Raw genomic sequence first — 21,458 nt, 5'->3', positions numbered from 1 at the left:
CTGTCCACGTACGGTGACGTCATGGGCAAGATCCTCGTCGGTACGGCGTCCTGGACCGACAAGTCGCTGCTCGCCTCCGGCTGGTATCCCCCCGAGGCCGCAACGCCCGAGGCCCGACTCCGTTTCTACGCCTCCCGGTTCCCCCTGGTGGAGGTGGACGCCACCTACTACCACCCGCCCTCCGAGCGGACCGCGGCGGCGTGGCGGGACCGCACCCCCGGCGACTTCACCTTCAACGTCAAGGCGTTCTCCCTCCTCACCCATCACCCCACCCGGCCCGACGCGCTGTACAAGGACTTACGGGCGGCGCTCGGCGAGCCGCGGCGCTCCCTCTACCTGCGGGACGTGCCGCCGGACGTGGCCGAGCAGGTGTGGAGCCGGTTCCTGGGCGCGTTGCGGCCGTTACGGGAGGCGGGGAAGCTGGGGGCGGTGCTGTTCCAGTTCCCGCCGTGGTTCCGGCCCGGGAGCGCGAGCCGCCGCCACATCCTCGAGTGCCGCGACCGCTGTCGGCCGGCCCGGATCTGCGTCGAGTTCCGCGCCGCGGCGTGGCTGGACGACGGCCACCGCCGCGAGACGCTCGACTTCCTCGCCGCCCACGACCTGCCGTACGTGGGGGTGGACATGCCGCAGGGCCACGCGTCGTCGGTGCCGCCCGTTCTGGCCGCGACCTCCGACCTGGCCGTGGTGCGCCTGCACGGCCACTCGGACAAGTGGACGAGCCGGGTCGTCGAGGAGCGGTTCGGCTACCTGTACGCGGAGGAGGAGCTGCGGGACTGGGCCGGCCGGATCGCGGCGCTGTCCCAGGAGGCGGCCACCACGCACGTGCTCACCAACAACTGCTGCGCCGACAACTCCCAGCGCAACGCCGCCCGCCTGGCCGAGCTGCTGGAAGAGCTCGGCGCCGACGTCATCCGACCCGCCGCGGACGACCTCTCCCGCCTTTCGGGCGACCTCCGCTGAGCGATCCCGGCGAGCGGTGCCGCGCCCATAACTGGTTGTGAAACGTTTCAGCCGCTTCGCCCCGGAATGCTCGGCCTGTTATCGAAGGGAGCCAAGAGGTTGCAGGTAAGTTTCGAGGTCACGACTGTGTCGCGACGATCGACGCTGTTGTTACGTTTCAATGATCGGTGCGGCCCTGTAGTACGCTGGCTCAAGATCCCGGTGTCCCGTCCCCGTGTGAGGAGCCATGGCGATAGCGAGCATCAAGGAGGTCGCCAAGCTGGCCAGCGTGTCAGTGGGGACGGTCAGCAACGTGCTGAACCGCCCCGACGCGGTCTCGCCCGCCACGCGCGAGCGGGTGCTCAACGCCATGAACGAGCTCGGCTTCGTGCGCAACGAGTCGGCCCGGGCGCTGCGCTCCGGCCGCACGCGCACCATGGGCCTGGTGGTGCTGGACGTCACCAACCCGTTCTTCACCGACGTCGCCAAGGGCGTGGAGGCGGTCGCCGCCGACAACGGGATGATCGTCACGCTCTGCAACAGCGACCAGGACGGGCCGCGCGAGCACCGCTACCTGCGCCACCTGGAGGAGCAGCGCGTCCAGGGCATCCTCATCACGCCGGTCGAACGGGAGAACGAGCGGCTGGAGCAGATCATCGAGCGGGGCACGCCGGTGGTGCTGCTCGACCACCGGGCCACGCGGCGCAACCGGTGCTCGGTCGCCGTCGACGACGTGCTCGGCGGCCGGCTCGCCACCGAGCACCTGCTCGGACAGGGTCACCGGCGGCTGGGCTTCGTGGGCGGCTCCTGGTCGATCAGCCAGGTCGCCGAGCGGCACAAGGGCGCGGTCCAGGCGGTGGAAGCCGCGGCCGCCGCCGCGTCTCGGCCGGGGAGCCGCGAGACGGAAAGCGCCGAGGCGTCCCGGGCCGGGGGAAGCGCCGCCGCGTGCGGGACCGGAGGGAGCGCCGAGGCGCCCTCGCTCACACTGATCGACGTGCCGTCGCTGAGCTTCGCCTCCGGACGGCACGCCGCCGAGCGGCTGGCCGCGATGCCCGGGCCCGACCGGCCCACCGCGCTGTTCTGCGCCAACGACCTGCTCGCGCTCGGCCTCATGCACGGGCTGACCGCCGCCGGCCTGCGGATCCCCGACGACGTGGCGCTCATCGGTTACGACGACATCGACTACGCCGCCGCGGCGGCGGTGCCGCTGTCGTCGATCCGGCAGCCGCGCGCGGAGCTCGGCCGGGTCGCCGCCGAGCTGCTGCTGGAGGAGATCGACGAGGGTGAGCGCCACCGGCACCGGCAGGTGCTGTTCGACCCGGAGCTGGTCGTCCGCGCCTCCAGCGGGCGCCGCTGACCCGTCACACGCCGGCGGGGGCGTCCGACGTGTGCCGCTGGCCCTTCACACGCCGGCGGGGGCGTCCGACGTGTGCCGCTGACCCGTTACACGTCGGCGGTCATGCCGGCGGGGACGTCCTCGGTGGCGCGGGCGGCGATGCGGGCGGCCAGCACGTGCTTGCACGGCCCGCGCGAGCCGCGGTGGTCCCACCACCACGGGCAGGTGCACGAGCCGTCCGACAGCCTGACCTCGCGCAGGCCGCCGTCGGTGCGCACCCGCGCCACGTCGCCGTCGAGCTGGACGGCGCCGCCCTCGACGAGCTTCCTGGCCGAGGTGAGCCGCGGGTTGAGGTGCTGGACGTGCTCGCGGTCGTAGGGCAGCTCGCGATGGAAGTGCGCGGCCTCGGCCAGGTCGTAGCCCACGCGGCCGGCCGTGCCGAGCTGGGTGAGGGCGGCCCGGACCCGGTCCACGGGCAGGCCGGCGCGGTCGGCGAGCAGGCCGATCTCCACCTCCGGCTCGAAGTTGAGCAGCATGCCGACCACGTCGGCGTCGGCCTCGGCCTCGTCGGTTGCCAGGTCGGCCAGCACGGCGCCCTCGCCGGAGAAGCCGCGCCAGCGCTCCGGCGACAGGGCGAGGGTGTAGCGCATGCCCGGCAGCTCCAGCTCCCAGGCGCTCGACAGCGGACCGTCGCCGCCCGCCGGGCCGTACACCTTGAGGCTCTTCGCGAAGCGGAGCAGGGGGTGCAGCGTGGCCAGGCGTCCCGCGCCGGACAGGCACACCGCGCCCGCGCCGGGCCGGTCGGTGACGCGCAGGTCGCGGCCCGCCGGGGCGACCCACAGGTCGGCCGTGGCGCGCTTGGGCAGCGACCGCAGGAACCGCACGGCGCTCATGCCGGTCAGCTCCGCCCGCAGGTCCATGCCCGCCGCGATGACCTGGACCTCGGCGAAGCCGCGCAGCCACCGCTCCGGCAGCGGCACCTTCTTCTCCACGACCGCGCCGTCGAGCGTGGTGACGACCAGCTCGTCGGTCCCGACGCCCAGGTGCAGCGGGTCGCGCCCGCCCACCCTGGCCAGCGCCTCGCGCAGCGGGCCGTTGACGTCGACGTTGGTGGTGCCCCGGTCGAAGACCTCGCCGTCCAGGGCGCCGCCGAGCAGGTCGAGCCGGGCGTAGACGCCGCCGCAGGCGGAGAACGACTCGAAGCGCAGCCGGTCGCCGCCGCAGGTCACGACCGGGTCGCGGGTCCAGCCGGGACGCGGCTGGTGGTAGCGGGCGAGAGCCACGTCGGCCACGCCGAGCAGCGCGGCGGCGGCGGGCGCGGCCTGGGTCACCAGCCCGCTGAAGAACCGGGGCGCCACGGCGGGGCCGCTCAGGGCCCGGCCGCCGGAGGTGGACAGTCCGAGGCGCCCGTCCACCATCGCGGAGGGCGCGGCGTAGCTGTAGGTCTGCGTCGCTTGGCTCATGGCCGGGACAGTAGAGATCACCACCGACAAAAGCCCGCCGCGCGTGTCCGGCATGTGAGTTGTGGCTGTTCACGGGCCTGGAGGTACGGGAGAATGCCAGTAATTGGTACATGTAAGGACAGATCTGCTGATGCTCAACCCGGTGCACCTCCGGACGCTGGCCGCCGTGCTGAACGCCGGGTCGTTCGCCGCCGCGGCCAGGAGCCTCGGTTACACCGGCTCCGCGGTCTCGCAGCAGATCGCCGCGCTGGAACGGGTGATCAAGGTGCCGCTGTTCGAGCGCGGCGCCCACACGATCACGCCGACCCCGGCGGCCCGATACCTCGTCCAGCGCTCCGTGGACGTCCTGTCGGCGCTGGACGCCCTGGAGGAGGACGTCCGCGGCCTGTGCGAGGGCACGATCGGCCGGCTGCGGCTCGGCAGCTTCCCCACGGCCAGCCAGCGGCTCCTGCCGATCGCTCTGGCCGGGTACGCCCAGTCGCACCCGTCCGTGGAGACCCTGCTCGACGAGGGCGAGCCGGACGAGCTGATCCCGCTCGTCCGCGCCGGGGAGCTGGACATGGCCCTGGTCTACCGCTACGACCTGGTGCCCCGGGCCTGGCCGAGAGACCTGCACCAGGTCCGGCTGCTGGAGGAGGAACTGCTGGTGCTGCTGCCCGAGCGGCACTCCCTGGCCGGCGCCGGGGCCGTCGGTCTCGACGACCTCAAGCACGAGACCTGGGTGGCGACCCGGGAGGGCACGGCCGGGGCCGCGTTCCTGCGCGGCCTGTGCGCCCAGGCGGGCTACCAGCCGCAGGTCGACTACCGCAGCAACGACTACGGCGTCATCCGTGGCTTCGTCCGCTCCGGCCTGGGCGTCGCCCTCGTCCCGGCGCTCGCCCACCAGCCCAGCGAGGGCGTGGCCGCGGCCCGGCTCGACGGGGTCGGCGCGCGCCGCCGCATCGGCGCCGTGTACCGTTCCGAGACCACGAACCCGGCGATCACCGGCGCGGTGCGCGCCCTGCGCCAGGCCGCGGCCCGGCTGGGCGGCGTCTTCCCCGGCCTCGCCTGCGCGGAGCGCTCGCCCACCGCGGAGCGCTCGCCTGTCGCGGAGCAGCAGCGATGAAGCATAAGAAGTTCTTCCGCCACGCCCACAGATGGCCGCGCTCGGCCGCTTCCTCCGGCGTCGCCCGCTCCGCGATGCTGGACGCGTCATCCCTCATGCTGCCGGAAGGAGCCGTCCCATGAACGAGTCCGGGCGCGAGCTGCCGTCGCGAGCCTCGGTCGTGATCATCGGGGGCGGCGCCATGGGCGTCAGCTCGGCCTACGCGCTGGCCGCCGCCGGGGTGCGGGACGTGGTGCTCGTCGACAAGGGGCCGCTGGGCTCCGGCTCGACCTCGAAGGCCGCCGGGGGAGTGCGCGCGCAGTTCTCCGACCGGGTCAACATCGAGCTGGCCGTGCGCAGCCTGGAGACGTTCGACGCCTTCGCCGAGCGGTTCGGCCAGGAGATCGACCTGCACAAGCCCGGCTACCTGTTCCTCCTCGACACCCCCGCGGCCGTCGCCGAGTTCGAGAAGAACGTCGCGATCCAGAACGACCTCGGGGTGCCCAGCCGGATGATCTCGCTGCGCGAGGCCGCCGAGCTGTCGCCGCTCGTCGACACGGAGGGGCTGCTCGGCGCCGCGTACTCGCCCACCGACGGCCACTGCACGCCCGAGTCGGTCGTCCTCGGCTACGCGGGAGCGGCCCGCAGGCTCGGCGCGCGGCTGCTGCCGAACTGCGCCGCGACCGGCGTCGAGACCGTGGACGGCCGCATCACCGCCGTCCTGACCGAGGGCGGCCGGATCGAGACCGACACCGTCGTCTGCGCGGCCGGCGCCTGGTCGGCCCCCGTCGGCGCGTGGGTGGGCGTGGACCTGCCGGTGACCCCGCTGCGCCGCCAGGTGCTCGTCACCGAGCCGGTCCCGGACCTGCCGCCGACGGCGTTCACCATCGACTTCGGCACCACGTTCTACTTCCACCGCGAGGGGCCCGGCCTGCTGCTCGGCATGTCCGACCCCGACGAGACGCCCGGGTTCAAGCTCGACCGGTCCGACGCCTGGCTGCCGAGGCTGGGCGAGGCCATGGCCCGCCGCGCCCCGGCGCTCATGGAGACCGGCATCGCCACCGGCTGGGCCGGCCTGTACGAGGTGACCCCCGACCACAACGCCCTCATCGGCGTCGCCCCCGAGGTGGACCGGTTCATCTACGCCACCGGGTTCTCCGGCCACGGCTTCCTGATGAGCCCGGCCGTCGGTGAGGTGGTGCGCGACCTGTACCTCGGGCGGGAGCCGTTCGTGGACGTCAGCGGCTTCGACGCGCGCCGCTTCGCCCTCGCCGGCGCCCGGCCCGAGCTCAACATCGTCTGAGGCTCGCCCTCGCCCGGCGGGGCGCGCGGGTCAGGGGGCCGCGCCGGCGCTCTCGCGTTCGATGAAGCGCGTCGGGACCACCGTGCGGTCCCCGCGCCCCGCGCCCGTCCCGGTCGCGTCCGTCCCGGTCGCGTCCGGGCGGGCGATCTGGGCGAAGAGCTGGTCGGCCGCGGCCCGCCCCATGTCGTACGCCGACTGCACGACGACCGAGATCCGCGGGCGTACCAGGGTGGTCCATTCCAGGTCGTCGAACCCGATCAGCGACATCTCGCCCGGGATCGCGATGCCGCGCTCCGACAGCAGCGAGAACGCGCTGCGCGTCATGTAGCTGTCGGCCGTGAACAGCGCGCTCGGCCGGGGCTCGGCCGCGAGCACCCCCGCCACCGCCTCCAGACGGCCGTCCGGCGCGTCGTGCGGGGCGAACGCGATGAGCTCGCGCTCCACGGGCAGCCCCGCCGCGGTGAGGGCGCGCAGGTAGCCCCGCGCCCGGTCGAGCGAGGGCCGGGACGGGCCCACGACGTTCGCCCGCACCTTGCCGACGCGCAGCACGGGCGGCTCCTCCCGCTGCACCGAGCCGAGGAAGGCGATCCGCCGGTGCCCGAGGCCGATGAGGTGGTGGATCGCCCGCTCCGTGGCCGCCTCGTTGTCGGCCACCACGCTGTCGATGCCGATGTCGCTGAGCTGCCGGTCGAGCGAGACGACCGGCACGCCCGCGCCGGTGATGGCGTCGATGTGGGCGGGCTCGCGCACCGAGACCGGGGTGATGATGACGCCGTCCACCTTGTGCGACAGCAGCACGCGGGTGGCGTCGCGCTCCTGGCCCGGCTTGTCGTCGGTGTTCATGACGATGACCTGCGCGCCCTCGCGCAGCGCCACGTCGCAGATGCCGCGCATGGCGCCGGAGAAGAAGGCGTCGGAGATGTCGGCGCAGACGAAGCCGATCACGCCGGACTTGCCGCTGCGCATCGTACGGGCGACCCGGTCGGGCTCGTAGCCCAGCTCCCGGACCGCCGCCATGACCCGGTCGACGACGTCCTGGCTGGAGTAGCCGTAGCCGCCCAGCACGCGCGAGGCGCTGGCCCTGGAGACCCCGGCCCGCGCGGCGACGTCCTTGAGGCTGGGCCGTCTGGAGCCCGACCCCGCTCCGGGTTCAGTCGCCACGATCACTTCCTTCCAGGGTCGGCGTGCTCACAGGCGGACACGGGTGCCGAGGCCGTTCGCGCGAGCGCGAGTGTACGCACGCCAGGCCAGCGCCGCATCCTGGACCCCGAGGCCGTTGCTGTGGAACACCACCGTCTCCCCGTCGCCGGCGCGTGCCGGGTGGTCGCCGCGCAGCACGGCGGCGAGCGGGCGCACCGCCCGCGCGTCCAGCACCCCGGCCTCGACCGCCGCCACGACCGGGCCGTTCGAGCGCAGCGCCTGCTCGGGCAGGTCGGCGTAGGTGCGGGCGGCGCGCGCCGAGCAGGCGAGGTCGATCTCGCGCCGGTCCGGCGCGTACGAGCCCATCGTCAGCACGGTCGTGCCCGCCCGCAGCCAGGCGCCCTCCACCACCGGGGTACGGCTGAGCGTGCAGGTGGCGACGGTGCCGCTCCGCTCGCACAGGTCACGGGAGGAGGCGGCCACCTCGACCGGCAGGTCCGCGAGCCGGGCGTCGAGCCGGGCGCGCCCGCGCGCCGCCAGCCCCGGGCTCCACATCAGGAACCGCTCGACCGGCGTCACCGCGGCCATCAGGCACACGAACTCGGTCGCCTGCGCCCCGGCGCCGAGCACGCCGACGGTGTGCGGGCGGCCGGGGGACAGGGCGCGGGCGGCGGCGACCAGGCCGCCGGCGGTGCGCAGCGTGGTGATCGTCGTGCCGTTCAGCACGGCGACGGCCGCGCCGGTCTCCGGGTCGTGGACGGTGACCGTCGCGTGGACCGTGGGCAGTCCCCGCCGCGCGTTGGCCGGGTGCTGGGTGCCGGTCTTGAACACCACGCCGGTCCCGCCTTCGGGAACCGCGCCGGTCTCGGACGCCACGTCGGTCCCGTCTTCGGGAACCGCGCCGGTCTCGGACGCCACGCCGGTCGCGCCTTCGGGCAGAGCGCCGGTCTCCCCGGCGGCCACGGCCGCGTGGGCGAACGCCATGCCGTCCGGGGCGAACGTCGCGTGGTGGGTGTGCGCGGCGCGCACCCGCCCCGGCTCGCCGGCCAGCAGGAACGCCCGCTCCTGGGTCGCCACCACCTCGGCGGCGTCCAGCGTGGCCCGGATGTCGGCGTCCGAGAGGATCAGCACGTCCACTACAGCACCCTCGACAGGAACGAGCGGGTGCGCTCGTGCTCCGGCGCGCCGAAGATCCGCTCCGGCGGCCCGGCCTCCACCACCCGGCCGCCGTCCATGAACACCACCTGGTCGGCGACGTCGCGGGCGAAGGCCATCTCGTGGGTGACCACGACCATGGTCATCCCGTCGCGGGCCAGGTCGCGCATGACGTCGAGGACGTCGCCGACCAGCTCCGGGTCGAGCGCGGAGGTGGGCTCGTCGAAGAGCATGAGCGCCGGCCGCATGGCGAGCGAGCGGGCGATCGCGACGCGCTGCTGCTGGCCGCCGGACAGCGACTCGGGGAAGGCGCCGGCCTTGTCGGCCAGGCCCACCTTGGTCAGCAGCCCCATCGCCTGCTCGCGGGCCGTCGCGCGGTCGAGGCCGTTGACGACGACCGGGCCCTCGGTCACGTTGTCGATGACGCGGCGGTGGGGGAACAGGTGGAAGTTCTGGAAGACCATGCCCATCCGGCGGCGCTGGGCCGCGAGCTGGGCGGAGGTCATCTCGTGCAGGCCGTCGCCCGTCCAGCGGAAGCCGACCGGCTGCCCTTCGAGGTAGACGTACCCGCTGTCCGGGACCTCCAGCCGGTTGACGCAGCGCAGGAGCGTGCTCTTGCCGGAGCCCGAGGGGCCGATGACGCACAGCACCTGGCCGGCGTGCACGTCCAGCGACACCTCGCGCAGCACCTGGTGCCGGCCGAACGCCTTGCCGACCTTCTCGATCCGGAGCAGGGGGATCTCGGACATGTGGCGCCTCACGCCTTTCCGAACGAGGGGAGGAAGCGCAGCCGCCGTACGTCGCCGGCCCGGCCCGCCGCGGCCCGGGTCAGCTGCATCCGCCGTTCCACCTGCTGCTGCGCGAGGGTGAGCAGGGTGGTCAGCACGAGGTACCAGATGGTGGCCACGAGCAGGAGCGGGATCGTCCGGTAGTTGCGCGAGTAGATCATCTGCGCGCTGTAGAGCAGGTCGGGCGTGGCGAGGACGCTGACCAGCGAGGTGAACTTCAGCATCGAGATGAGGTCGTTGCCGATCGGCGGGACGACGATCCGCAGCGCCTGCGGCAGCACGACCCGCCGCAGCACCTGGAAGCGGGACATCCCGACAACCAGCGCCGCCTCCGTCTGCCCCTGGGGCACCGCCTGGATGCCGGCGCGGATCATCTCGGCGGCGTACGCGCTCTCGGTGAGGGCGAGGCCGAGGATGGCCGCCGAGAACGACGAGACGACGGTGTTGGTGTCCCAGGAGGCGAGCGCGGGCCCGAACGGGACGCCCAGCTCGATCACCGGGATCAGCGTGGCCAGGTTGAACCAGAACACCATCTGCACCAGCGGCGGCACCCCCCGGAAGAACCACAGCCAGAGCCAGCTCACGGACCGGAACAGCGGGTTGGCCGACAGCCGCATCACCGCGAGGACGACGCCGAGGGCCAGGCCGAGCACCATGGCCAGCACGGTCAGCTCCAGGGTGGTGACGAGCCCGCCGAGGATCTCCCCGTCGAACAGGTACTCCAGGACCACCGACCAGCGCATGTTCTCGTTCGTCACCAGCAGCCGCGCGAACAGCGCGATCAGCAGGACGAGGACCGCCCCTCCGGCCCACCACCACGGGTGCCGCAGCGGCACCCTCCGCGCGCCCTCCGCGCTGCGGAACGCGCCGCCCCCGGCGCTCTCCCGGGCCGGGCTGCCGGCAAACGTCATCGACGACTCCTCACGGTGACGGGACTGGTCCTTGCGGTCAGCCCTCGGGGTTGGCCTTGGTGATGAGGACGGCGGTCCTGAGGTCGCCCTCGCTGGTCACGCCCCAGTCGGAGCGGATCTTCGCGTACGTGCCGTCGTCGATGACGGCCTGCAGCGCCGCCTTGAGCGCGGGCCCGAGCGGGCTGTCCTTCTTCACGCCCAGGCCGTTGTAGACGGCGTTGACCAGCAGGGCGGAGGTCTCGAGCTGGCCGGTCTGCTTCGCGCTGTACTTGAGCTTGCCCGAGCCGGCGGCGACGAGCTGGACGCGGCCCGAGGTCACGGCCAGCTCGGCCGAGGGCTGGTCCTTGAACTGCTCGATCTTCATGGGGGTGGCGCCGCAGGTCTTGGGGTTGTGCTCGGTGAGGTACTTGTACTCCCAGGCCCCGGTGAGCACGGCCACGGACTTGCCGCACACGTCCTCGATCCGCGCGATGCTCAGCCCCGCCCCCTTCTTCCAGCCGAAGGCGGTGCCCTCCTTCTGGAGCGGGACGAAGTCGAGGCTCTCCAGCCGTTCGGGGGTGACCCCGAGCGAGGCCACGGCCACGTCGTAGCGGCCGTTGTCCAGGCCCGGGATGATCATGTCGAAGCCGGTGGCCGTGTAGGTGAAGGTCACGCCCATCCTGGCGGCCATGGCCTTGGCCAGGTCGACGCTCCAGCCCTTGATCTGGCCGCTCTCCACGTACTCCTCGGGCGCCCAGTCCCCGAAGACCGCGACCTTGGCGTTCGCGAGGTCCTTGGGGACGAGCCTGGCGACCGCGGGGTCGGCGGCGGTTTGCCGGGCCCGCTGGGCCGTCCCCTGGGCCGGCGTGCCCGCGGACCCGCCGCCGCAGGCGGACAGGAGGAGCGCCGCGCACACCGGCAGCGCGATCAGGGCCGCGCTCGTGCGGCCACCACTGATACCGGTCATGTCGATTCCTTTGCTACTGGGGGGTCGGTGCTGCTCGGGAGCCTTCGTGGGGTCGAGGGATGTCCGGGGTGAGCGGCGCGGCGTGCCCGAAGGCGCCGAGCGCGGTGCAGACCCGCGCGGCGTGCGCGGAGGCGCGCCGCAGGGTCTCGCGCCCGCCCAGGCCGGCCGCGAGGCCGGTCAGGACGTGGGCGATGAAGGTGTCTCCCGCGCCGAGCGTGTCGACCACCTCGACCGGCACGGCCGGCTCCGCGATCAGCTCGCGGCCGTCGAAGAGCCACGCGCCCGCCGCGCCGCGCGTCGCCAGGGCCACGCGGGCGCCGGTCGTGCGGGACGCGCGGTGGCGGGGCCGGCCGACGGCCCAGCGCAGCAGGTCGCGGGTCTCGGCCTCGCCGAGGTGCGAGGCCGAGAAGAAGGCGTAGGCGACGTACGGGACCAGCGCGGCGGCGTAGTCGTCGCCGGTGTGGGAGTCGAAGTCGAACGAGAGCGGTACGCGCTCGGCGAGGGCCGGGAGCTGCTCCTCCAGGTCCGCCGAGTAGCTGGAGTGCGCCACGTCGTGGGCCGCGACGAACTCCACGTCCTCCTCGTCGAGCCGGAAGCGCGCCACCCCGCGGTCGTACGGGCCGAAGACGCGCTCGCCGCCGACGTTGACGACCGTGGCGTAGCCCGTCGGCCCGGCCGGGCGGCGCAGGCGCGAGACGTCCACGCCCTCCTGGCGCAGCGCGGCGGCGAGCCGGTCGCCGCGCTCGTCGCGCCCGGCGGAGCCGACGTAGGAGGCGCGCGCGCCGGCGCGGGCGGCGTGGACGGCCACGTTCACGCAGTTGCCGCCCGGGTACATCCGCCCCGCGTCGAGGTAGCAGTCGGTGATGTTGTCGCCGACGGCCGCGAGCCGCATCAGTACTCGACCCGCCACATGTAGCGGCGCTCGCTCAGCGGGCGGCCCGAGAACGCCTCGAAGTGCTGGGCCAGCCGGGCGGTGACGCAGCTCGCCATGACGAACGAGCCGACCGTGGCGCGCAGGCGCGCCGGCACCCCGGGCAGCGACAGCGAGGCGCCGTCGACGACGTGGTTGCGCTGGTTGTAACGCTCCAGGAAGGAGACGGCGCGCGCGCCCATCGGCCGCGTGGCGTCCTCGCCGAGCAGCACGATCACCGGCACCGTGCCGTCGACCACCTCGAACGCGCCGTGCAGGAACTCGCCCGAGCCCGTGGCCACGGCGTGCTTGGTCTGCATCTCCTGCAGGTAGCAGGCGGCGAAGGTCTGGGCCGCGCCCTCCAGCGGGCCGGAGCCGAGCACGTACACGCACGGCTCGTCCACGCAGGCCGCTGCGATGTCGCGCAGCCGCTCGTCCAGCTCGCGCACCGAGGTCTCGAACGCCTCCGAGCAGGAGCGGAGGACGGCCAGCGCCTCGTCGTAGTCGTCGGCCACGCCCTGCGCCCGCAGCAGCGCGTACGCGATGAGCCCCTGGAGCACCTGCTTGGCCTCGACGCTGCGGTGCAGGACGACGTCCTCGGCCTCCTTGGCGACGAGGCTGTCCGGGTCCTTGGTGACGAGCAGCACCGGCGCGCCGGCCTCGCGGGCGAAGCGCACGGCCCGGGCGGTCTCGGGGGTGCCGCCGTTGGTGCTGCTCGCGATCACGACCGAGCCGGGGCCGAGGGCGGCCGGGCGGCGCAGCATGAACTCGTCGGCGTTGAGGGCGACCACGGGGATCGGGGAGCGTTCGAGGAGGAAGCGCATGGCGCCGAACATGAACAGCGATCCGCCGCAGCCCACGAGGTAGATCACCCGGGTGGCCGGGCTGAGCGCCTTGTCGACGAACGCGGTCACCTGGGCCTCGATCTGAGGCGTCACCGCCGCGTCCAGATCGGCACGGAAGGTCTCCGATATCGCTCCGAGCGGGCGGACGGGCACGCGGACCTGCGACATTCTGTGCTCCAATGTGAGATCGATCTCAGATTGGGGTCGATGATGCCTCTCGCGGAGCGGGCGCGTCAAGGGTCCCGGGGCCCACGCTCCGGCGGTCACGTGGTCGGAGGGGCCAAAGGTGGAAGGGGGGTACATGCGACAAATGCGAAAATGTGGTCCGGAATGAGGTGATGGATGTCCACGCGGCCGACGTACGAGGTCGAGACGGTGCGCGCCGCCGCCGCGGGCGACCGCGGGGCCGTCGACGAGCTGGTCAGGAGCCACCTGCCGCTGGTGTACAACATCGTGGGCCGCGCCATGGACGGCCACCCGGACGTGGACGACGTCGTCCAGGAGACGATGGCCAGGGTCGTGACCGGCGTGTCCGGGCTGCGCGACCCGGCGAGCTTCCGCTCCTGGCTGGTCGCGATCGCCCTGAACCAGGTGCGCGAGTGGCGGCGCTCCTCGGGGAGCGCCCTGGCCGGCCTGGACGAGGCGCTCGGCATGGCCGACCCCGGCTCCGACTTCGCCGCGCTCACCGTCACCCGGCTCGGCCTGTCCGGGCAGCGCAAGGAAACGGCCGAGGCCGTCCGGTGGCTCGACGCCGCCGACCACGAGGTGCTCGCGCTGTGGTGGATGGAGCTGGCCGGCGCGCTGTCCCGGGCCGAGCTGGCCGCCGGGCTGGGCATGAGCGAACCGCACGCGGCCGTGCGCGTCCAGCGGGCCAAGGGCAGGCTGGAGACGGCCCGCGCGGTGGTGCGCGCGCTGTCGGGACGGCCGCGCTGCGAGGGCCTGGCCGGGGCCGCCGCGTCGTGGGACGGCACGCCGTCCGACCTGTGGCGCAAGCGGCTCGCGCGGCACGTGCGCGACTGCCCGGCCTGCACGGGGCGGCTGTCCGACCTGGTGCCGGCCGAGCGGCTGCTGGCCGGCCTGGGCCTGGTCGCCGTCCCGGCGGGGATCGCGGCCGGGGCGCTGGAGCTCGCCCGTACGGTGGCGCCGGCGGTGAAGGGCGGGCTGCTGGCCAAGGGCAAGGCGGCCGTCGGCGCGGCGGGCTCCTCGCTGGCGGTCAAGCCGATCGCGGTCGCGGTCGTCGGCGCCACGCTGGTCGGCGGGGGAGTGGTCGCCGTCCAGAGCCTGCGGCCGGAGCCTCCGCCCCGTCGGGCCGCACCGGCCCCCGCCCCGTCGACCCTGGTGCGGCCCACGCGGGGAACGCCCACGCCCGCCGCGTCCCGGCGCGCGGCGACGCCGAAGCCGTCCCGCTCGCCGTCCCCCGAGCCGACGCCCTCCCCGGCCGGGACCCGCCGGACCGGGCCGTACGGGCGCACCGTCGACCAGGCCGACCAGGCCCCGCCCAGGAACCGGCCGCCCGCCCGGCTGCCCCGCCGCCCCGCCGCAGCGATCACCGTCGGCGGCCGGCACGGGTACTCCCGGTTCGGCGGAGCCCCGTCGATCACGCACCGGGGCGACTATGTCACGATCACCGGCCGGGGCTACGTCCAGGTCCGCTGGGGCATCCTGTACCGCAACCGGATCGGCCCGTTCGTGCCCGCCACCTGGACCGGCCTGAAAGGCAGGCTCTTCCACGTCGCCTCGGGCGGCGGGCGGCGCATGGACGACGAGCAGGCGCCGGGCGTCACGTGGATGGGCTCGCCCGAGACCGGATTCGTCCGGCTGCCGGCCGGCCAGCAGCAGATGTGGCAGAACGAGTTCTACTACCTGGACGGCAGCGTGACGTTCCACAACAACGAGGCGGGCACGGACGTGGACCTCACCGTCGCGCCCCGGACGTGGAACGAGGTCTGGGCCGACCTCTCCGCCCGGCCCGACCCCGGCAGGGGCGTCCTGCGTTACGGCCTGACCCGCGACACCGGCGACGACCGCGCCCCCGTCCCGCAGTACCTCACCCGGTCACGCCCGGCCGACCCGGCCCGCGTCCCCCAGCGCAGCCGCGTCTCCACCGGCTGAGGACCGCGCGGAGCCGACGCCACGGACCCGCGCCCGCGCGCCGAACCGTGTCTCCACCGGCCGACCCGAGACCGAGCCCCGCCCCTAGGGTGATCACATGATCGATGAGGCGACCCTGCGCCGCGCCGCCGCCACCGGCGAGGCGCTCCGCTCGCTCGACGGCGACGACCTCGTCGTGTCCGGCGGCCTGCTGCGCGAGCTGTTCCGGCGCGACCCGCAGGACGTCGATCCCCGCGGCCTGACCCTGGAGGGCGCTCGCGTGGAGGGCGGCCTCGACCTGCGCGGCATGCAGGTCCCGTTCCCGCTGCGCTTCGTGGACTGCGCGTTCGACCGGCCGCTCGACCTCGACGGCGCCGAGCTGCACGCGCTGGTGCTGGACGGATGCGACATCCCGGGCGTCGTGGCGAACGGGCTGCGCGTGCGCCGCGATCTCGACCTGTCCCGGTCCCGCATCCGCGGCGCCCTGTGGACCTCGGCCAGCACCTCGTGCAGCGCCGCGGTGTGGCTGTGCGAGTCGGAGATCGGCGGACGGCTGCTGTGCGTGGACACCGTCATCGACGGCGCGGTCCGCGCGGTGCAGGCCGACCGGATGCGGGTGGGCGGGACGATCCGGCTGCTCCACGGGTTCGAGGCGCGCGGCGGCATCCGGCTCCTCGGCGCGGACGTGGCGGGCTCGCTCGACCTGACCGGCGCCCGCCTGACGAGGCCCGACCGCGGGCTGGCCCTCGACCTCGGCGACGCGACGATCGGCGGCAGCGTCTTCGTCATCGCCGACCAGACGGGGCGCCGCCCGCTCATCCGGGGCCGCCTGGACCTGGGCAACGCCCGGATCGCCGGCCAGCTCCTGATCCGCGACGCCGACTTCGAGCCCGCCGGGCCCGCCGCGGGCTCCGGCTACGACAGCCGGCGCCACGTCGCCGCCGTGGTCAGCGCGCCCGGGCTCGTCGTGAACGGCGACGTCAGCATCGAGGGGGAGTGCCGGTTCGGCGGCGGCGTCGACCTGTCCATGGGGACGTACAGCACCATCCGGATCCACGAGGGCACGGTGCTCGCCGCCCCCGGAGAGCGGGCGCTCGACCTGACCAACGCCGAACTCCGCTCCAGCCTCGTCCTCGCCGAAGGGGTGGCCGTCGAGGGCGCGCTGCGGCTGGCGGGCGCGCACGTCAGGGGCGACCTCGTCCTGAAGGGCACCCGGTGGAGCGGGCCGGAGGCCGGCACGCTCGTCGCGGCGCAGGGCTCGACCGTCGACGGCAACGTGGACCTGCGCGGGGTCGAGACCCACGGCGGGAGGATCATCTTCCGCTCCGCGACGATAGGCACCGCGCTGGACGCCCACCGCGCCCGGCTGCGGAACCCCGGCGGCGAGGCGCTCTCCCTGCGCCAGGCCGTGGTCAGGGGATCGGTCCTGCTGGCCGGGGGGTTCGCGGCCGACGGCTCCGTGCTGCTGAACCGCGCCGTCATCGAGGGGCGGCTCGACTGCGCGGGCGGCACGTTCGGCGATCTCGGGGCCGTGTCGGCGACCGCGCGCGGCGGCATGGACCTGCACTGGGCGGCCCCTCCGGAGTCGGTGGACCTCACGGGCGCCGTGACGACCGTGCTCGCCGACGATCCCGCGACGTGGCCGCGCCGCTCGGCGATCGCGGGCTTCGTGTACGACCGGTTCGACGGCTCCTGGGACTGGCGGACCCGCCGCGACTGGCTGCGCGGGATGGAGCCGTTCGACGCGGGCCCGTACGAGCAGGCGGCCAGGGTCTTCCGCCAGCACGGCCGCCCGGTGGAGGCCGAGCGGCTGCTCATGGAGCAGCGCAGGCGCGCCAGGCAGGCCCGGCCGCCGGGCGCTCGCCCGCCCGCCCGCGTCCTGCGCGACCTGCGGGACGTCCTGTACGGGGTCACGGTCGGCTACGGCTACCGCCCGGGACGTACGCTCTGGCTGCTGGGGGCGCTGCTGGCCCTGGTGGGAGCCCTGGTGGCGACCCCGGCGGCGCAGGCGACGTTACGCGCCACGGATCCCCGCGGCAACGTGTACGCGGTGGACGGCCGCCTGGTCACCGTGGACGAGACCGGGCAGGCGGCCGACGCCACCGCCACCAGGGCCCGCGCGGCGCCCCGGCCGGGGCCGTGCGGCGACGGCCAGGTCCGCTGCTTCGACCCCGTCTTCTACACGATCGACACCGTCGTCCCGCTGATCTCGCTGGGGCAGCGCGCCGTCTGGTACCCGGAGACGCGCACCACGGCCGGCCGGGTGACCTCGGCGCTGCTGAACGTGGCGAGCGTGCTGGGCTGGCTGCTGTCGACGGTCGTGGTCCTGTCCTTCGCCAGGCTCGCCCGCCCGGCCTGACCGGACCGGCTAGGAGGGTTCGCCGGGGCGGATGACGCCCGACTCGTACGCGTATCGCACCGCCTGGGCCCGGTCGCGCAGCGACAGCTTGGCCAGCAGGCGGTTGATGTGCGTGCTGACCGTCGCTTCGGTGATGGACAGCCCGGCGGCGATCTCGGCGTTGGACAGCCCGCGCGCCACCAGCAGCAGCACCTCCTCCTCCCGCGCCGTCAGCCCCGTGACCGGCCGGGACGCCGGCGGCGCCGTACGGCGGTAGGCGTCGACCACCCGGGAGGTGACCGCGGGGTCGAGCAGGACGTCGCCCCGCGCGGCGCTGCGGATCGCGGCGAACAGGTGCTCGGGCGGCGACACCTTCAGCAGGAACCCGCTCACGCCCGCGTGCAGGGCCCGGTCGAGGTTGTCGTCCGTGTCGTACGTCGTCAGCATGATCACCCGTGGCGGCTCCGGCGCGGCGAGGATCCGGCGGGCCGCCTCCAGACCGTCCAGGCGGGGCATCGCGATGTCGAGCAGCACGACGGCGGGGCGCAGGCTCCGGGCCAGCTCCACCGCGCGCTCCCCGTCGGACGCCTCCCCGAGCACGGCCAGGTCGGGCTGGGTGCCGACCACCAGCCGCAGCCCGGCCCTGATCATCGCCTGGTCGTCCGCGATCAAAATCCCGATCACACCGGGCACGCCCGCGCCCGTGTGAGTCCCGTCCGCGTCCGTCTCGTCCACCTCACCCCTGTCCCCGTCCCCTCGTGCGGCGGTCACCGTGGCAGCACCGCCCGTACGGCGAAGCCGCCCGAGCCGTCCGGACCCGCCGTCAGCGTGCCCTGGAACAGCGCCACGCGCTCCCGCATGCCGATCAGCCCGTGCCCGCCCGCCCCGGCGCCCCGCGCCGGGGCGCGACCCTCGCGCGGCCCCTCGTCGACGATCTCCAGCCGCAGCTCGCCGGGCCGGTGGGCGACGGTCACCGCCGCCCGTGTGGGGCCCGCGTGCTTGAGCGTGTTGGTCAGCGCCTCCTGCACGATCCGGTACGCCGACAGGTCCAGGCCGGCGGGCAGCGGCACCGGCTCGCCCCGCACGTCGAGGCGCACGTCCAGCCCCGCCGCGCGCACCTGCTCCAGCAGGTCGCCCAGCCGGTCGAGCCCCGCCTGCGGCACCGTGCCGCCGCCCTCCGGACCGCGCAGCAGGCCGAGCATGCGCCGCAGCTCCTCCAGGGCGCCCCGGCCCGTCTCCTCGACCGTGGTGAGCACGTCCCGCTCACGGTCCTGGTCCTCGCGCAGCAGCAGCCGCACGCCGCCCGTCTGCATGGTCATGACGCTCACGCTGTGGGCCACGATGTCGTGCAGCTCGCGGGCGATGCGGGCGCGCTCGTCGGCCACGGCCTCGCGGGCCAGCAGCTCCCCGCGCTCGGCGGCCAGCACGGCGAGCACCCGGTGACGCCGCACGGCCAGGCCCGCGCCGGCCGCGATCATGGTCATCACCAGGGCCACGGCCACGTCGCCCCAGCCGGCGGGCGGCGACGAGGTGAGCATCATGGCGACGACGTACGCGCCGGTCGCGACGACGCCGACGGCGGCCTTCACGCCGCGTGGGCGCACCTCCGACAGCAGCGTGAACAGCAGCACGAGCTGCGTGTAGAACTGCCAGGCCGCGGCGTTCTCACGCAGCAGCGCGAACAGCGCCACGTTGACCGCCGAGTAGACCGCCAGGACGCCGAACGGGGCACGGCGCCGGAACAGCACCCCGACGGCCGTGACGACCCCGCCCGCGACCCACAGCGGAAGGTACTCGCGGGAGGGCGCCATGGAGCGCCCGCTGACCTCCTCCGCGACCGCGAACAGGCCCACGACCGCCGCGACGAGCCAGTCGACGGGGGTGGGGGGACGGCGGTGGAGCATGAGCAGAGGGTAACCGGGGCCGGGACCATGCCATTCCGCCCCTCTCCGAGCGAGCGCCCTGAAATCACCCTGGAGGGGGACGGCCGGTCAAAGGACGCCTTGACGACGGGCCCGGCACCCCGTCCGTACGGTCCACCCATGATTGCGAACGCGAACTCCTTCCGCCGCACCGCGGCCGGCGTCAGCCTCGTCCTCGCCCCGCTCTGCCTGCTCCTCGGCATGATCACCGACCCGTCCGAGCCCGGCGTCGAGGACCCGCTGGCGTACGCGCACAACCCGGGCGCCGTCGGCGTCAGCGCGACGCTCCTCCACTACGCCTGGGTGCTGTTCGTGCCCGGCGTGCTCGGGCTGGTCCACCTCGTCCGCCGCAAGGGCGTGGTGCTGGCCAACCTCGCGGGTGCCGTGACGGTCCTCGGCCTCATCAACTTCTCGTCCCTCATGATCTCGGACTTCTTCGACATCGTGCTCTTCCAGGCCCTGCCGGTGGCGCAGGCCGAGAAGCTCATGCAGGACGCGGCGCAGCCCGCGATGGTCGCCGCCTGGCAGTTGCCCGGGATGATCGGCTCCTTCCTGGGCCTGGCCCTCGTCGCGGTCGCCTACGCCCGCGCCGGCCGGGCGGGATGGTGGTTCCCGGCGGGCGTGCTCGCCGGCATCGCCGTCTGGCTCTTCGGCGCGAGCGCGTGGAACATGGTGCTGGGGCTCGGCGGCCCGGTCATCCTGCTGGTGGTCTTCGGCTTCGTCGGCGTCTCGCTGATCCGCATGCCCGACGCCGAGTGGTCGCCGGCGCCCGCCGTGGAGCCGGCCAGGGCGTGACCCGTCTCCCGTTCCCGGGGTCCGCCACGGCCGACGTGCGAAGGCATCGCGGCGTTCACCGGCCCGTCACCCGGGCCGGAGAGACTCGCCCGGGCCGCCTGCCCGGCCCGACGTCTACGACCCCGAAGGAGGAGGCGCGATGCGTCCCCTGTCCAGGCTGCTCCTGGCCGCTCTGACGTGCGCACTGGTGGGAGGGCTGGCGGCGCCCGCGTCCGGTCGCGGCGTCGCGACGGTCGACCCGGAGGTGGAGACGCCGTCCCTGTTCGACGACGAGGCGGGCGGCAACGCCAACGGCGACGACCCGGCGATCTGGGTCCACCCGTCCGACTCCCGCCGCAGCGTCGTGATCGCCACCGCCAAGGAGGGCGGGCTCTACGTCTACGACCTCGGCGGGCGGCAGGTGCAGCGCGTCGCGGCGCCCGCCGCACCGGGGCCGGAGGACGAGCCGGGCCGGTTCGACAACGTCGACGTCACCTACGGGTTCGGCGGCCGTGACCTGGCGGTCGTCTCCGACCGGGGCCGTGACACGTTGCGCGTCTACGCCGTCGCCGGCGGCCGGCTCACCGACGTGACCGACCCGGCCGCGCCGTTCGTCTTCAACACCACCCAGGAGCAGGTCAACGACGCCGAGACCGCGTACGGGCTGGCCGCCTGGAAGGACTCCACCGGCACCTACGCGCTGGTCAGCCGCCGCCACCGGACCTCCGTCGCCCTGGTCAGGCTGCTGGCCCGGCCCGGCGGCACGGTCGGCTACCGGGTCGTCAGGACACTCGACCTGCCCGCCTCGTTCACCCTGCCCGACGGCACGAGCTGGACCCCCTGCCTGGAGCCGGGCGAGCAGCCGCAGGTGGAGGGCATGGTCGTGGACCAGGAGAGGGACGTCCTGTACGCGGCGCAGGAGGACGTCGGCCTCTGGCGCGTGCGGGCCGACCTCACCGGGACGCCGGTCCTGATCGACCGGGTCCGCGAGTACGGCGTGCCGGGCGCGTACGACCCGGACACCGAGGAGTGCGCCCCCGGCGCCGACCCCGGATACGGCGGCCGGCACCTGAGCGCGGACGCCGAGGGCCTGACGATCTACTACCGCAAGGGCGGCAGGGGCTACCTGCTGGCCTCCAGCCAGGGCGACAGCACCTTCGCCGTCTACCGCCGGGAGGGCCCCAACGCCTACCTCGGCCAGTTCGAGGTCGGCGAGGACGACGGCGTGGACGGCGTCGAGCACAGCGACGGCTCCGCCGTGCTGAACGTGCCGCTGGGCGACTTCGACGAGGGCCTGTTCGTCGCCCACGACGGCGCCAACACGCCGGCCGACGGCGACCGGGAGAACACGAACTTCAAGCTCACCGGCTGGGACGCCGTCGCCGGCGAGCTCGGCCTGGACGTGGACCCGGACGGCTGGAACCCCCGCGGCTGACGCGCGAGCCGGGCGGGCCGGCTGAAACTTTCGGCCGCCCGCCGCCCGCCTCGGGCGCTTCTGGTCGCACGTCGTTGA

The 21,458-nt window shown here is 74.4% G+C and carries 18 protein-coding genes; 8 read left to right on the top strand and 10 right to left on the bottom strand.

The genetic code is table 11. The features are described 5' to 3' along the window. Positions 1-21 precede the first annotated feature (21 nt). Together HTZ77_RS09400 and HTZ77_RS09395 are read left to right on the top strand one after the other, a co-directional pair. Complete coding sequence (locus tag HTZ77_RS09400; protein ID WP_175589077.1) at positions 22-960, top strand: DUF72 domain-containing protein; 939 nt, start codon at positions 22-24, stop codon at positions 958-960. A 226-nt stretch (positions 961-1,186) separates the two neighbouring features. Further along, positions 1,187-2,296 carry a LacI family DNA-binding transcriptional regulator gene (locus HTZ77_RS09395; RefSeq protein ID WP_175589076.1) on the top strand — a complete coding sequence of 370 codons (1,110 nt, stop codon included), beginning with the start codon at positions 1,187-1,189 and terminating at the stop codon, positions 2,294-2,296. Between the two features lie 86 nt (positions 2,297-2,382). On the opposite strand, the gene HTZ77_RS09390 is transcribed toward HTZ77_RS09395, so the two are convergent. After that, on the bottom strand, positions 2,383-3,738 hold the full coding sequence (locus tag HTZ77_RS09390; RefSeq protein ID WP_175589075.1) for an SWIM zinc finger family protein: 1,356 nt from the start codon (positions 3,736-3,738) through the stop codon (positions 2,383-2,385). 130 nt (positions 3,739-3,868) lie between these two features. Here HTZ77_RS09390 and HTZ77_RS09385 point away from each other — a divergent pair, with 130 nt between their 5' ends. Together HTZ77_RS09385 and HTZ77_RS09380 are read left to right on the top strand one after the other, a co-directional pair. After that, positions 3,869-4,843, top strand: coding sequence for a LysR family transcriptional regulator (locus HTZ77_RS09385; protein ID WP_175589074.1), 975 nt, complete (start codon positions 3,869-3,871; stop codon positions 4,841-4,843). Positions 4,844-4,961: 118 nt separating this feature from the next. Continuing rightward, positions 4,962-6,125, top strand: a complete 1,164-nt coding sequence (locus HTZ77_RS09380) for an NAD(P)/FAD-dependent oxidoreductase (RefSeq protein WP_175589073.1) — start codon at positions 4,962-4,964, stop codon at positions 6,123-6,125. 30 nt (positions 6,126-6,155) lie between these two features. Here the strand turns inward: HTZ77_RS09380 and HTZ77_RS09375 are convergent, their stop codons facing one another. Genes HTZ77_RS09375 through HTZ77_RS09345 form a run of 7 tightly spaced genes read right to left on the bottom strand, consistent with a single transcriptional unit; the run spans position 6,156 to position 12,988 of the window. Further along, positions 6,156-7,286, bottom strand: a complete 1,131-nt coding sequence (locus HTZ77_RS09375) for a LacI family DNA-binding transcriptional regulator (RefSeq protein ID WP_175589072.1) — start codon at positions 7,284-7,286, stop codon at positions 6,156-6,158. Between the two features lie 27 nt (positions 7,287-7,313). Continuing rightward, positions 7,314-8,402, bottom strand: coding sequence for an ornithine cyclodeaminase family protein (locus HTZ77_RS09370; RefSeq protein ID WP_175589071.1), 1,089 nt, complete (start codon positions 8,400-8,402; stop codon positions 7,314-7,316). Continuing rightward, positions 8,402-9,169: an amino acid ABC transporter ATP-binding protein gene (locus HTZ77_RS09365; RefSeq protein WP_328808501.1), complete on the bottom strand. Its 768-nt coding sequence runs from the start codon at positions 9,167-9,169 to the stop codon at positions 8,402-8,404. The genes HTZ77_RS09370 and HTZ77_RS09365 overlap by 1 nt, the downstream gene beginning before the upstream one ends. 8 nt (positions 9,170-9,177) lie before the next feature. Further along, entirely contained in the window at positions 9,178-10,119 is a 942-nt protein-coding gene (locus tag HTZ77_RS09360; RefSeq protein WP_175589070.1) for an amino acid ABC transporter permease, read from the bottom strand. Between the two features lie 37 nt (positions 10,120-10,156). Beyond that, positions 10,157-11,065 carry a transporter substrate-binding domain-containing protein gene (locus HTZ77_RS09355; protein ID WP_175589069.1) on the bottom strand — a complete coding sequence of 303 codons (909 nt, stop codon included), beginning with the start codon at positions 11,063-11,065 and terminating at the stop codon, positions 10,157-10,159. 13 nt (positions 11,066-11,078) lie between these two features. Further along, a complete protein-coding gene (locus HTZ77_RS09350; RefSeq protein WP_175589068.1) occupies positions 11,079-11,957 on the bottom strand; it encodes a PfkB family carbohydrate kinase in 879 nt (292 codons plus the stop codon). Further along, the gene (locus HTZ77_RS09345) at positions 11,957-12,988 is read right to left on the bottom strand and encodes an SIS domain-containing protein (RefSeq protein WP_175589067.1); all 1,032 of its coding nucleotides are present in this window, start codon (positions 12,986-12,988) and stop codon (positions 11,957-11,959) included. Before HTZ77_RS09345 ends, HTZ77_RS09350 begins: the two co-directional genes overlap by 1 nt. A gap of 174 nt (positions 12,989-13,162) precedes the next feature. On the opposite strand from HTZ77_RS09345, the gene HTZ77_RS09340 reads away from it, so the two are divergent. Together HTZ77_RS09340 and HTZ77_RS09335 are read left to right on the top strand one after the other, a co-directional pair. Further along, positions 13,163-14,932 (top strand): sigma-70 family RNA polymerase sigma factor, encoded by a 1,770-nt coding sequence (locus HTZ77_RS09340; protein ID WP_175589066.1) that lies wholly within the window; start codon positions 13,163-13,165, stop codon positions 14,930-14,932. A gap of 97 nt (positions 14,933-15,029) precedes the next feature. Next, positions 15,030-17,270: a hypothetical protein gene (locus HTZ77_RS09335; RefSeq protein ID WP_175589065.1), complete on the top strand. Its 2,241-nt coding sequence runs from the start codon at positions 15,030-15,032 to the stop codon at positions 17,268-17,270. A 9-nt stretch (positions 17,271-17,279) separates the two neighbouring features. Here HTZ77_RS09335 and HTZ77_RS09330 read toward each other — a convergent pair whose 3' ends face one another. Together HTZ77_RS09330 and HTZ77_RS09325 are read right to left on the bottom strand one after the other, a co-directional pair. Then, positions 17,280-17,984, bottom strand: coding sequence for a response regulator transcription factor (locus HTZ77_RS09330; protein ID WP_328808500.1), 705 nt, complete (start codon positions 17,982-17,984; stop codon positions 17,280-17,282). Between the two features lie 32 nt (positions 17,985-18,016). Next, positions 18,017-19,153: a sensor histidine kinase gene (locus tag HTZ77_RS09325; RefSeq protein ID WP_175589064.1), complete on the bottom strand. Its 1,137-nt coding sequence runs from the start codon at positions 19,151-19,153 to the stop codon at positions 18,017-18,019. A 138-nt stretch (positions 19,154-19,291) separates the two neighbouring features. Here HTZ77_RS09325 and HTZ77_RS09320 point away from each other — a divergent pair, with 138 nt between their 5' ends. Both HTZ77_RS09320 and HTZ77_RS09315 read left to right on the top strand, forming a co-directional pair. Continuing rightward, positions 19,292-19,966: a hypothetical protein gene (locus HTZ77_RS09320; protein WP_175589063.1), complete on the top strand. Its 675-nt coding sequence runs from the start codon at positions 19,292-19,294 to the stop codon at positions 19,964-19,966. 139 nt (positions 19,967-20,105) lie between these two features. Beyond that, positions 20,106-21,380 carry a phytase gene (locus tag HTZ77_RS09315; RefSeq protein ID WP_175589062.1) on the top strand — a complete coding sequence of 425 codons (1,275 nt, stop codon included), beginning with the start codon at positions 20,106-20,108 and terminating at the stop codon, positions 21,378-21,380. Positions 21,381-21,458 lie beyond the last annotated feature (78 nt).

The sequence above is a fragment of the Nonomuraea montanisoli genome, assembly GCF_013363975.1.
GTDB classification, from domain to species: domain Bacteria; phylum Actinomycetota; class Actinomycetes; order Streptosporangiales; family Streptosporangiaceae; genus Nonomuraea; species Nonomuraea montanisoli.
Note: the sequence above shows the minus strand (reverse complement) of the source record. Positions and strands in the feature narration are given on the sequence as shown.

Coding starts and splice junctions, on each gene's coding strand:
- HTZ77_RS09325 (WP_175589064.1), bottom strand. CDS start 19,153: ATGCTCCACCGCCGTCCCCCCACCCCCGTCGACTGGCTCGTCGCGGCG.
- HTZ77_RS09385 (WP_175589074.1), top strand. CDS start 3,869: ATGCTCAACCCGGTGCACCTCCGGACGCTGGCCGCCGTGCTGAACGCC.
- HTZ77_RS09365 (WP_328808501.1), bottom strand. CDS start 9,169: ATGTCCGAGATCCCCCTGCTCCGGATCGAGAAGGTCGGCAAGGCGTTC.
- HTZ77_RS09340 (WP_175589066.1), top strand. CDS start 13,163: ATGTCCACGCGGCCGACGTACGAGGTCGAGACGGTGCGCGCCGCCGCC.
- HTZ77_RS09390 (WP_175589075.1), bottom strand. CDS start 3,738: ATGAGCCAAGCGACGCAGACCTACAGCTACGCCGCGCCCTCCGCGATG.
- HTZ77_RS09355 (WP_175589069.1), bottom strand. CDS start 11,065: ATGACCGGTATCAGTGGTGGCCGCACGAGCGCGGCCCTGATCGCGCTG.
- HTZ77_RS09350 (WP_175589068.1), bottom strand. CDS start 11,957: ATGCGGCTCGCGGCCGTCGGCGACAACATCACCGACTGCTACCTCGAC.
- HTZ77_RS09380 (WP_175589073.1), top strand. CDS start 4,962: ATGAACGAGTCCGGGCGCGAGCTGCCGTCGCGAGCCTCGGTCGTGATC.
- HTZ77_RS09360 (WP_175589070.1), bottom strand. CDS start 10,119: ATGACGTTTGCCGGCAGCCCGGCCCGGGAGAGCGCCGGGGGCGGCGCG.
- HTZ77_RS09395 (WP_175589076.1), top strand. CDS start 1,187: ATGGCGATAGCGAGCATCAAGGAGGTCGCCAAGCTGGCCAGCGTGTCA.
- HTZ77_RS09335 (WP_175589065.1), top strand. CDS start 15,030: ATGATCGATGAGGCGACCCTGCGCCGCGCCGCCGCCACCGGCGAGGCG.
- HTZ77_RS09400 (WP_175589077.1), top strand. CDS start 22: ATGGGCAAGATCCTCGTCGGTACGGCGTCCTGGACCGACAAGTCGCTG.
- HTZ77_RS09345 (WP_175589067.1), bottom strand. CDS start 12,988: ATGTCGCAGGTCCGCGTGCCCGTCCGCCCGCTCGGAGCGATATCGGAG.
- HTZ77_RS09320 (WP_175589063.1), top strand. CDS start 19,292: ATGATTGCGAACGCGAACTCCTTCCGCCGCACCGCGGCCGGCGTCAGC.
- HTZ77_RS09315 (WP_175589062.1), top strand. CDS start 20,106: ATGCGTCCCCTGTCCAGGCTGCTCCTGGCCGCTCTGACGTGCGCACTG.